We start from the raw sequence: 10,441 nt of genomic DNA, 5'->3' as shown, positions 1-10,441 counted from the left end.
TGTGGAACCACGACGACGACCAGGGCATCGGCGTGCTCGCCGCCATCAAGGAGGCGGGACGCAAGGAGTTCTTCATGGTCGGCGCCTGGTCGTGGCGGGAAGGGTTGGGCGGGGGAGCGGCGTCGCCGTGCTCGCGCAGGACGTCCCGCAGGTCGCGTACGGTCATCGGGAGACCTCCTCCAGGATCGATTCGTCCACGCGCAGCTTGGCCAGGGCCTTCGCGGTCTGGCTCTTGACCGTCCCGGTCCCGCAGCCGAGCGTCCGCGCCACCTCGGTCACCGGCAGGTCCTCGTAGAAGCGCAGCACGATCACCGCGCGCTGCCGGGCCGGGAGGCGGCCGACCGCCCTCCACAGTGCCTCCCGGTCACCGGCGCGCTCGGCGCCGCCGTCCACGGGTGTGTCCGGCAGGTCGTCGCTGGGCAGCTCGCGCCGCCACTTCCGCCGCCACCACGACGTGTACGTCGTGACCAGCACCCGGCGCACGTACGCCTCCGGGTCCTCCACGCCCGGCCAGGCGAACCACGCCTTGGCCAGCGACTCCTGCAGCAGGTCCTCGGCCAGCGCCCACTCGCGGGTCAGCAGGTAGGCCGTGCGTAACAGGCGGTCCGACCGTGCCTGCACGAATTCCTGATAGATCGCCCTGTCCGCCACCAGTCCGCCTCCCGCCGGCGCGGCGCGCCGCACGCGTGTCCTCCGGCCCTCCCGGTGAGGGCCACTGCGGCTAGTGACGCATCGACGCGCCTGCCAGGTTGCCCGGCCAGGAGACCGAAAAGGCCGGTCGCCCGCCGGGGGGCGAAAAGCCGGTCGCCCGTCACGGGAGTGGGAACCGGGTCGCCGGTCGCGAGCGGGACCGCAGAGCCGGGACGAGGAGGTCAGGCGACGCGGCCCGCCCGCACGATCGTGAACGGGGCCAGCTCGCCCAGCCCGCGCACCGACAACCGGTTGACCGGGCGCAGCTCGAAGGCGCGGTCGCCCTCCAGCTCCTCGGCCATCTCCGGGTCGGCCAGGATCGTGCCGGGCCGGGCCAGCGCCGTGAGCCTGCTGGCCAGGTTGACCGTCGTGCCGAACACGTCGCCCATCCGCCAGATGACCGGCCCCGCGGCCAGCCCGACCCGCAGCTCCGGCATTCCCCGGACCTTGGCGTGCGTCTCCAGCAGCCGCAGCCCGATCTCGGCGGTCTCGTGCGCCTTGCCGGAGACGAACAGCACCGAGTCGCCGAGCGTCTTGACCACGCGGCCGCCGGAGGAGGTCACGACGTCGGCCGAGCGGCCCTCGAACCTGTCGACCAGCGTGGCCAGCTCCCGCTCGGTGATCTGCCGGCTCAGCCGGGTGAACCCGACGAGGTCGGCGAAGCCCACCGCCAGCCGTACCGCGCTGTGGTCCTGGTCGGCCATGCGCCCGGCCGCGGCGGCGAGCTGCCGCTGCCACGAGTAGACGAGCAGCCGCGCGAGAGGGGGCACCACCCGGTCGGCCCGGCGGCGCCAGGCGCGGGCCCGCTCGGCCAGCGGCACGCCCGCCTGGTCCAGCTCCTCGGCGCCGAGCTGCGCCTGCGACTCGGCCAGGCGCGTGGTGGCCCGGCCCAGCGAGCGGGCGATGAGCAGTACGTGCTCCTCGTCGTAGACGCCGGAGCTGACCATGCCGAGCAGGGTCTTCAGCGCCTCCACGTCGGAGTCGGTGAACTCGACGGCGTCGTCGGCCACGTTCGGGAAGCCGAGCGCGCGCCAGAACCGGCGCGCGCGGTAGACCGGCACCCCGGCCATCTCCGCGACCTGGTGGCTGGTGTAGCGACGGGGCTCGCGCAGGAACGCCTCGGCGAGCCCGTCCGAATCCTCGCGCGCCACGGCTGCAAGATACACCCGTTACCGGCGGATCGCGTGTCCAAATCCCAAGGTGGCCGGACATGTCCCGCTCCAGCCGGATCGCCGCGGCCGGCCCGCCCGTCCGGCAGGGCATGGGCCCGCACCGGCAGGGCGCGGGACCGGCCGGTCAGGACGCGGGACCGGCCGGGCAGGGCTTGCGGCCACTTCGGCGTGGGGCGCGGGGCTACTCCAGCAGGGCGCGCAGCGCGGGACGCTCGGCCGCCGGCACGTACCCGGCGTAGTAGTCGTACATCGTCTGCCGCGCCAGCCGGGCCGCCAGCGGGCCGTCGCCGTCGCGGACGGCGGCCAGCACCTCCTCGTGGTGGCGGATGCTGCGCCGCATCAGGGCGTCCCGGTCGGGCGCGTCGGCGAGCCGGTCGGCGACCAGCCCGAGCACGATCGAGCGCACCACCTCGACGCAGATCTGGATGAGCTTGTTGCCGCTGGCCCGCGCCACCGCGTCGTGGAAGGCCACGTCGGCGGCGCCGAACGCGTCGTAGCCCTCCTGGGCCGCCTCCCGCATCCGCTCGATGGCCGCCTCCATCTCGGCGAGCTGCCCGGGGGTGCGCAGCCGGGCCGCCAGCAAATTCGCCGAACCGTCGAGCACCATCCTGAACTGCACCAGCTCGCCCAGCGACAGCCCCTCGACCCGGGCCAGCGAGGCCATGGACTTCTGCAGCGCGTCGGAGGTGAACGGCAGCACCTCCGCGCCGTGCGGGTCGCCGGGACGCGAGCGCACCAGGCCACGCGCCTGGAGCACGCGCAGCGCCTCGCGCACCGTGGACCGGCTGACCGAGAACTGGCCCATCAGGTCGCGCTCGCTCGGCAGCCGCTGCCCGGGGCACAGGGAGCCGCTCTCGATGGCCTGCTCGACCTGCTCCACGATCCGCTCGTAGGCGCGTACGGTGCGCACCGGCTCGAAGCGTGGACCACTCATGAAGCCCCCTTGACCTGAGCCGTCGTCGGCTGGCAATGTGCGTAGCCTACTGGTCCGACCAGTGCACTAGCCAGGGCACCAGCCAGGAGGCTTGAACATGAGGCGCATCGGCATCTGGATCGCCCTGGGCGGTCTCCTGCTGGGCACGGCGGCGTGCGGCGGCGGCTCGGGTGGCCGCTCCGGCGGGACGGCCGCGAAGGAGTCGCTGTCGGTCGGGTTCGTGGCCGAGCCGGCCAACCTCGACTTCACCTCGACCGAGGGCGCCGCGATCCCGCAGGCTCTGCTCGTCAACGTCTACGAGGGCCTGGTCAAGCTCGACCAGAACGGCGAGATCCAGCCGTTGCTGGCCGAGAAGTGGGACGTCTCGTCCGACCGCAAGACCTACACCTTCACCCTCCGCAAGAACGTCGCCTTCACCAGCGGGGCCCCGTTCACGGCCGACGACGTCGTCTTCTCCCTCGGCCGCGTGCGGACCGACTGGAAGCTGAAGATCAAGTCGCAGCTCGACGTCATCGACAAGGTGGACAAGAAGGACGACGCGACGGCGGTCGTCACGCTCAAGCGGCCCAGCAACGGCTTCCTCTACGCGCTGGCCACCCGGCTCGGCGCGATGTTCAGCCGCACCGGCGTCGCAGACCTGGCCAACAAGCCCGTCGGCACCGGCCCCTACCAGCTCGGGGCCTGGAAGCGGGGCGACTCGATCCGGCTGGACGCCAACCCGAAGTACTGGGGGACCAAGCCGGCGATCAACGCCGTGACCCTGAAGTACTTCAAGGACGCCACGGCCATGAACAACGCGCTGCTGACCGGCGGCATCGACGTCATCTCCAGCGTCCAGGCGCCCGAGTCGCTCCAGCAGTTCGCCGACCCCAACCGGTTCGCCACGGTCGAGGGCACGACCAACGGCGAGGTGGTGCTGTCGATGAACAACGGCCGGCCGCCGTTCAGCGACAAGAAGGTGCGCCAGGCCGTCCGGTACGCGATCGACCACAAGGCGCTGCTCGACACGGCCTGGGCCGGGCGCGGCAAGCCGATCGGCTCCATGGTCCCGCCCACCGACCCCTGGTACGAGGACCGCACCGGCGACTACCCCTACGACGCCGCCAAGGCCAAGGAACTGCTCGGCGGCAAGACGTACACGGTCAAGATGCGCATCCCCAACCTGCCCTACGCCGTGGCCTCGGCCCAGGTGGTCAAGTCGCAGCTCGCGCAGGTGGGCATCACGGCCGACATCGAGCCGCTGGAGTTCCCGGCCCGCTGGCTGGACGTGGTGTTCAAGCAGGGCGACTACGACATGTCCATCATCAACCACGTCGAGCCCCGCGACATGGGCATATTCGGCGACAAGTCGTACTACTTCAGATACGACAACCCCGAGTTCGGCAAGCTGCTCGCCTCCGCCGACGAGGGCAGCGAGCAGCAGCAGACCGACGACCTCAAGCAGGCCGCCAAGCTCCTGTCCGACGACGCGGCGGCCGACTGGCTGTTCCTGTTCCCCAACCTGATCGTGGCCAAGAAGGGCGTCACCGGGCTGCCCCAGAACGCCATCGCCGAGTCCTTCGACTTCACCGGGCTCGCCAAGCAGTGATCGTCTACCTGCTGAAGCGGCTGGTGGTGCTCCTCGCGAGCGTCGCCGCCGCCGGCGTGGCGGTCTTCGCGTTCATGGCCGTGCTACCCGGCGACCCGGCCGAGATCGCGCTCGGCGTCAACGCCACGCCCGACGCGGTCGCCGAGCTGCGCGCCCGCTTCGGCACCGACCGGCCGCCCGTCACCCAGTTCCTCGACTGGTTCGGCGGCCTGGCCCACGGCGACTTCGGCACCTCGTACGTCACCAGCTCCCCGATCGGCCCGCAGATCGCCGACCGCCTCGGCGTGACCGCGGTGCTCGTGCTCGGCGGCATGGTGGTGGCGCTGCTCGTCGCCGTGCCCGCCGGCACGTTCGCCGCCGTCCACCACCGCGACCCCCTGGGCGCCGCCATCAGCGCCGTCAGCCAGGTCGGCATCGCGATCCCCGCGTTCCTCGCGGGCATCCTGCTGGTGTTCGTCTTCGCGGTGAAGGCGCAGGCGCTGCCCTCGGGCGGCTACGTGCCGATCGCCGACGACCCGGCCGAGTGGCTGCGCGGCCTGCTGCTGCCGTGGCTGTCGCTCGGCCTCGTGCAGGGCGCCGTCCTCACCCGGTACGTGCGCAGCGCCGTGCTCGACGTCATGCGCGAGGACTACCTGCGTACGGCCCGCGCCAAGGGCCGGGGCCGCATGGGCGCCCTGTGGCGGCACGGCCTGCGCAACGCCTCGATCCCCGTGGTGACCGTGCTCGGCCTCCAGCTCGCCACCCTGCTGATCGGCGCCGTGGTGGTGGAGCGGGTGTTCGTCATCCCGGGGCTCGGCGACCTGCTGCTGAACGGCGTGGCCGGACGCGACCTGCTGCTCGTCCAAGGGGTGGTGATGGTGCTGGTGGCCGCCGTCCTACTGATCAACTTCGTGGTGGACGTGTGCTACGCCGCCCTCGACCCCCGGCTGCGGGGCGCCCGATGAGCGGCCGGCGCCTCAACCTGGGCCTGGTGACCGGCGGCGCGCTGGTCGGCGTCGTCGTGGCCGCCGCGCTCGTGTCCTTCGTGTGGACGCCGCACGACCCGACCCTCGTCGACGCGGCCGGGAAGCTGCGCGAGCCCGGCGGCGGCTACCTGCTCGGCGCCGACAAGTTCGGCCGCGACACGCTCAGCCAGCTGATGGTCGGCGCCCGCACCACCCTGTACGTGGGGGTGGTCGCCGTGGGCATCGCCGCCGTCGTAGGCACGCCGCTGGGCGTGGCCGCCGGCATGGCGTCCCGCTCCCGCGGCTGGGTGTCGGAGCTCATCATGCGGGTCAACGACCTGGTGTTCGCGTTCCCGGCGCTGCTGCTGGCCGTCATGCTGGGCGCGGTGTACGGGGCGGGGACGCTGACCGCGATGATCGCGATCGGGGTGGCCACCGTGCCGGCGTTCGCCCGGGTGGCCAGGGCGGCGACGATGCAGGTCATGGTGACCGACTACGTGCTGGCCGCGCGGGCGGCCGGCCGCCGGGGCCCGGCCATCGCCGTACGGCACGTGCTGCCGAACATCGGCTCGGTGCTCATCGTCCAGGCGTCGGTGTCGTTCGCCATCGCCATCCTCGCCGAGGCGGCGCTGTCGTTCCTCGGCTTCGGCACCCGCCCGCCCACGCCGTCGTGGGGCCGCATGCTCCAGGAGTCGCAGGAGCTGCTGTTCTCCACGCCCCGCCTGGCTCTGTGGCCGGGCCTGGCCATCGCGCTGGCCGTGCTCGGCTTCAACCTGCTCGGCGACGGCCTGCGCGACCATCTCGACCCGAAGCTGAGGAGCGCCCGTGGTTAGGGGACCCGTGGTCAGGGGGATCAGTGCTGACGGTTGAGCGGCTGAGCGTGCGGGCCGAGGACGTCGAGCTGGTGCGGGAGGTGTCGTTCGGCATCGGGCCGGGCGAGCGGGTCGGCCTCATCGGCGAGTCGGGCTCCGGCAAGTCGCTGACCGCGCTCGCGCTCATGGGGCTGCTGCCCGACGGCGTCACCGCGTCCGGCACGGCCCGGCTGGGCGGTCGCGACCTGGTGGGCGTGCCCGAGCGGCGGCTGAAGGACCTGCGCGGCCGTACGGTGTCCATGGTCTTCCAGGAGCCCATGACGGCGCTGAACCCCCTGATGCGGGTCGGCGCGCAGGTCGCGGAGGTCATGACCCTGCACGGCGTCGCCGCGGGCCGCGCGCGGGAGCGCGCCGTCGAGCTGCTCGGCCGGGTGCGGCTGCCCACGCCGGAGCGGATCGCCCGCTCCTACCCGCACCAGCTGTCCGGCGGCCAGCGGCAGCGGGTCATGCTCGCCATCGCGCTGGCCAACGAGCCCGACCTGCTCATCTGCGACGAGCCGACCACCGCGCTCGACGTGACCGTCCAGCGGCAGATGCTGGAGCTCATCGCCGAGGTCGCGCCCGCGCTGCTGTTCATCACGCACGACCTCGCCGTCGTCGCCTCGCTCTGCGAGCGGGTGCTCGTCATGTACGGCGGGCGGGTCGTCGAGAGCGGGCCCCTGCGCGAGGTGTTCAAACACCCCCGCCACCGCTACACCGAGGGCCTGCTGGCCGCCTCCCGGCTGCCGCCGCGCGGCACCCGCCTGGCCACCATCCCGGGCGCCGTGCCCGCCGCCGGGCGCTTCCCCGGGGGCTGCGTGTTCCGCGACCGCTGCGGCCACGCCACGGAGGCCTGCGAGACCGCCCCGGAACTGACCGCCCCCGATCCGACCGCCCCCGATCCGACCGCACCGGAACCGGCCGCCCCCGAACCGGCCGCACCGGAGCTGACAGGAGACGGCCATGCCTTCGCATGCTGGCACCCCCGAGGCTGACCCCGTGCGCACGCCCGCCGGGGACTCCGCCCGGGAGCCGCTGATCGAGGTGCGCGACCTCACCCGCGTCTACCGCCGTCCCCGCACCTCCCTCACCCGCCCCGGCGAGGACGTGCACGCGCTCAAGGGCGTGTCGCTGACCGTCCACCGGGGCGAGCGGTTCGGCATCGTGGGCGAGTCCGGCTCGGGCAAGTCCACGCTGCTGCGCCTCATCTGCGCGCTCGACCGGCCCACGAGCGGCTCGGTCACCTTCGGCGGACGGGAGGTGGCGGGCCTGCCGGAGCGGTCGCTGCGGTTCCTGCGGCGCAGCCTCCAGATCGTCTTCCAGGACCCGATGAGCTCCCTCGACCCGCGCATGCGGGTGCGCGACCTCGTCGCCGAGCCGCTCGTGGCGCTCGGCGAGCCCGTCGGCGACCGCGTGGACGAGCTGCTCGACGCGGTGGGCCTGCCCGCCTCGGCGGCCGGCCGCTACCCGCACCAGTTCTCCGGCGGGCAGCGCCAGCGCATCGCGATCGCCCGGGCGCTCGCCCCCCGCCCCGAGGTGCTCGTCGCCGACGAGCCGGTCAGCGCCCTCGACGTGTCGGTACGCGGCCAGATCCTCAACCTGCTCGCCGACCTGGCCGACGAGCTGGGGCTCACCCTCGTCTTCGTCTCCCACGACCTGGCCGTGGTCCGTCACCTGTGCGAGACCGTCGCGGTCGTCCACGACGGGCTGATCGTGGAGACCGGCCCGGTGGACGACGTCTGGGAGGCGCCGGGCCACCCGTACACGCGCACGCTGCTGGCGGCCGTACCGACCCTGGAGGGTTTTCTGTGATCGACGTCGACGCCCGCGGAGTCGTGGAGTTCACCCAGGCGCTGGTGCGCATCCCCAGTACCAACGACCCGGCGCGCGGACGCTGCGAGCGACCGGCCGCCGAGCTGGTCGAGGCCAGGATGCGGGAGTGGGGCTGGGAGCCGCGCGTCTACGAGGTCGAGCCCGGCCGGCCCAACGTGGTGGCCGTCGTCGAGGGCGGCGGCGGTGACGGGCCGACCCTCATGTTCGAGGGGCACACCGACGTGGTGACCGAGGGCGACCTGTCGAGCTGGACCGTGGACCCGTTCGGCGGCGAGATCCGCGACGGGAGGCTGTGGGGGCGGGGCAGCGCCGACATGAAGTCGGGCCTGGCCGCCGCCCTCTACGCCACGCGGGCGCTCCAGCTCGCCGGGCCGTTCCCCGGGCGGATCAAGGTGTGCGCGCTGGCCGACGAGGAGGGCCTGATGATCGGCGCCCACCACTTCGTCGCCGAGGGCCTGGCCGCCGACGTCGACGGCGCGATCGTGGCCGAGCCGGAGGCGGGCGAGATCTGCGCGGTCGCCAAGGGCGCGCTGCGGCTGCGCGTGGACCTCACCGGCAAGATGGCGCACGGCGCGATGCCCCAGCACGGCCGCAACCCCATCCAGGCCGTGGGCACGCTGCTCGTGGGCCTGCGCTCCCTGGAGAAGGAGCTGCAGGCGGCGCATCCCGCGCACGAGCACCTGGGCGAGGTGTACGTGACGCCGACCGTGGTCCGGGCGGGCACCGAGGAGCAGGTCAACGTCATCCCGGCGGTCGCGTCCGTCTTCGTGGACGTGCGGACCGTCCCCGGGCTCGCGCACGAGGACGTCGCCGCCCGGGTGCTGGAGCTGGCCTCCTGCGACGGGATCGCGGCGGAGGTGTCGGTCCTCGTGGACCGGCCGCCGGTGGAGGTGCCCGTGGACCATCCCGTGGTGGCGGCGCTGGCCGGCGCGCACCGGGCCGTCACCGGCGAGGAACCCGTCTACGGAGGCGTGCCCGGCTCGACCGACGGCACCGTCCTGACGCACTGGGGCGGAGTCCCGTCCGTCGTGTACGGGCCGGGCGGCAAGTGGATCGCCCACCAGGCCGACGAGTACGTCGAGGTGGAGGAGATCGTGCGCTGCACCCGCGTCTTCGCCGAGGCCGCCCGCCGCTTCCTGACCCGGAGCACCTCGTGAACCCGGCGCGGGAGGCGGTCGTGAGGGCCGGGCGGGCGAACGCGCTGGTCGACGTGGCCGGGCTGCGGGTCGGGCACGCCGAGCGCGTCGGCGGCGGCTACCGCACCGGCACGACCGTCGTGCTCGCGCCCCCGGGCGGCATGGTCGCCGGGGTGGACGTGCGCGGCGCCGCGCCCGGCACCCGCGAGACCGAGCTGCTCGACCCGCGCAACCTCGTCGAGCGGGTTCACGCGATCACGCTCACCGGCGGCAGCGCGTACGGGCTGAGCGCCGCCTGCGGCGTCATGGAGCGGCTGGCCGACGTCGGGATCGGCTTCCCCGTCGAGGGCGGCGTGGTGCCCATCGTGCCCGCCGCCGTGATCTACGACCTCGGGCGCGGCGGCCTGTTCCGCGCCGTGCCGGACGCCGGGCTGGGCGCCGCCGCCCACGACGCCGCCTCGCCCGCCGAGGCGCGCAGCGGGTCGGTGGGCGCGGGCGCGGGAGCGGTGGCGGGCGGGCTGGCCGGAGGCGTCGGGACGGCCAGCGCCGTGCTGCCCTCCGGGGTGACCGTGGCCGCGCTGGCCGTGGTCAACGCCGCCGGTTCGGTGCTCGACCCCGGCCGCGCGCTGCTGTCCGGCACCCGGTACGGCCTGCCCGGCGAGTTCGGTCCGCTGCGCGAGCCGTCGGCCGAGGAGTCGGACGCCTGGCGGCCGGTCGCCGTCACCTCGTTCAACACCACGATCGGCGTGGTCGCCACCGACGCGACGCTCACCAAGGCGCAGTGCGGCAAGCTGGCGGGTGTCGCCCATGACGGGCTGGCCCGGGCGATCCGGCCGGCGCACACCATGGTCGACGGCGACACGATCTTCGGGCTGGCCACCTGCGGCGAGCCCGCACCGGACCCCGGCGGGCTGCAGGACCTGCTCGCCGCCGGGGCCGACGTGTTCAGCCGGGCCGTGGCGCACGCCATGCTGACCGCGACCGGACGCGAGGGCGCGCCCGCGTACCTCGACGTGTTTCCCAGCGCTCTAGGGGGAGTGGCGTGACGGTGGACGATCTCGGCGGGGCGTGGCCGTCCGGGCTGCCCGTGGGCGACGGATGGGTGGAGACGGAGCAGTCGGGCGAGGTCGTCTTCCCCTACGACGGGTCGGTGGTGGCGAGCGCGCCGGTCGGCACGCCGGACCTGGCCCGGCGTGCCTCCGCCAACCGGTGATCCCCGGTCCGGTCGACAGTCGGCCATCCAGGCACGAGTACCCTCCCCGCGGCTCGCGTGTGACCCCCACGCGCCTAGGA

General features: G+C 73.8%; 11 protein-coding genes. 8 read left to right on the top strand and 3 right to left on the bottom strand.

Going from position 1 to position 10,441, the window contains the following annotated elements; translation table 11 throughout:
- Window positions 1-162: 162 nt before the first annotated feature.
- From AB0H81_RS41295 to AB0H81_RS41285, 3 genes are all read right to left on the bottom strand, one after another.
- Window positions 163-651 (bottom strand): SigE family RNA polymerase sigma factor, encoded by a 489-nt coding sequence (locus AB0H81_RS41295; RefSeq protein WP_358386851.1) that lies wholly within the window; start codon window positions 649-651, stop codon window positions 163-165.
- Between the two features lie 221 nt (window positions 652-872).
- Window positions 873-1,841: an adenylate/guanylate cyclase domain-containing protein gene (locus AB0H81_RS41290; RefSeq protein WP_358386848.1), complete on the bottom strand. Its 969-nt coding sequence runs from the start codon at window positions 1,839-1,841 to the stop codon at window positions 873-875.
- A 202-nt stretch (window positions 1,842-2,043) separates the two neighbouring features.
- Window positions 2,044-2,796, bottom strand: coding sequence for a FadR/GntR family transcriptional regulator (locus AB0H81_RS41285; RefSeq protein ID WP_358386845.1), 753 nt, complete (start codon window positions 2,794-2,796; stop codon window positions 2,044-2,046).
- Between the two features lie 97 nt (window positions 2,797-2,893).
- On the opposite strand from AB0H81_RS41285, the gene AB0H81_RS41280 reads away from it, so the two are divergent.
- From AB0H81_RS41280 to AB0H81_RS41245, 8 genes are read left to right on the top strand one after another with little or no spacing between them, the layout of a single operon-like run.
- Window positions 2,894-4,384, top strand: a complete 1,491-nt coding sequence (locus tag AB0H81_RS41280) for an ABC transporter substrate-binding protein (RefSeq protein ID WP_358386842.1) — start codon at window positions 2,894-2,896, stop codon at window positions 4,382-4,384.
- On the top strand, window positions 4,381-5,328 hold the full coding sequence (locus tag AB0H81_RS41275) for an ABC transporter permease (protein ID WP_358386840.1): 948 nt from the start codon (window positions 4,381-4,383) through the stop codon (window positions 5,326-5,328). Before AB0H81_RS41280 ends, AB0H81_RS41275 begins: the two co-directional genes overlap by 4 nt.
- Complete coding sequence (locus AB0H81_RS41270; protein WP_358386837.1) at window positions 5,325-6,161, top strand: ABC transporter permease; 837 nt, start codon at window positions 5,325-5,327, stop codon at window positions 6,159-6,161. The genes AB0H81_RS41275 and AB0H81_RS41270 overlap by 4 nt, the downstream gene beginning before the upstream one ends.
- 23 nt (window positions 6,162-6,184) lie before the next feature.
- Window positions 6,185-7,174 (top strand): ABC transporter ATP-binding protein, encoded by a 990-nt coding sequence (locus AB0H81_RS41265; protein WP_358386834.1) that lies wholly within the window; start codon window positions 6,185-6,187, stop codon window positions 7,172-7,174.
- The gene (locus AB0H81_RS41260) at window positions 7,143-7,991 is read left to right on the top strand and encodes an ATP-binding cassette domain-containing protein (protein ID WP_358386831.1); all 849 of its coding nucleotides are present in this window, start codon (window positions 7,143-7,145) and stop codon (window positions 7,989-7,991) included. Before AB0H81_RS41265 ends, AB0H81_RS41260 begins: the two co-directional genes overlap by 32 nt.
- Complete coding sequence (locus AB0H81_RS41255; RefSeq protein ID WP_358386828.1) at window positions 7,988-9,169, top strand: M20 family metallopeptidase; 1,182 nt, start codon at window positions 7,988-7,990, stop codon at window positions 9,167-9,169. The genes AB0H81_RS41260 and AB0H81_RS41255 overlap by 4 nt, the downstream gene beginning before the upstream one ends.
- Window positions 9,166-10,194 carry a P1 family peptidase gene (locus AB0H81_RS41250; protein ID WP_358386825.1) on the top strand — a complete coding sequence of 343 codons (1,029 nt, stop codon included), beginning with the start codon at window positions 9,166-9,168 and terminating at the stop codon, window positions 10,192-10,194. Before AB0H81_RS41255 ends, AB0H81_RS41250 begins: the two co-directional genes overlap by 4 nt.
- Window positions 10,191-10,361, top strand: coding sequence for a hypothetical protein (locus AB0H81_RS41245; protein ID WP_358386822.1), 171 nt, complete (start codon window positions 10,191-10,193; stop codon window positions 10,359-10,361). The genes AB0H81_RS41250 and AB0H81_RS41245 overlap by 4 nt, the downstream gene beginning before the upstream one ends.
- Window positions 10,362-10,441 lie beyond the last annotated feature (80 nt).

It is taken from the genome of Nonomuraea sp. NPDC050691 (assembly GCF_040654455.1).
Lineage (GTDB): Bacteria > Actinomycetota > Actinomycetes > Streptosporangiales > Streptosporangiaceae > Nonomuraea.
This window is presented reverse-complemented; position numbering and strand designations above follow the sequence as displayed.

Bases quoted from the DNA above. Each gene is read 5' to 3' on its own strand.
- AB0H81_RS41260 (WP_358386831.1), top strand. From the start codon at position 7,143: ATGCCTTCGCATGCTGGCACCCCCGAGGCTGACCCCGTGCGCACGCCC.
- AB0H81_RS41280 (WP_358386842.1), top strand. From the start codon at position 2,894: ATGAGGCGCATCGGCATCTGGATCGCCCTGGGCGGTCTCCTGCTGGGC.
- AB0H81_RS41270 (WP_358386837.1), top strand. From the start codon at position 5,325: ATGAGCGGCCGGCGCCTCAACCTGGGCCTGGTGACCGGCGGCGCGCTG.
- AB0H81_RS41285 (WP_358386845.1), bottom strand. From the start codon at position 2,796: ATGAGTGGTCCACGCTTCGAGCCGGTGCGCACCGTACGCGCCTACGAG.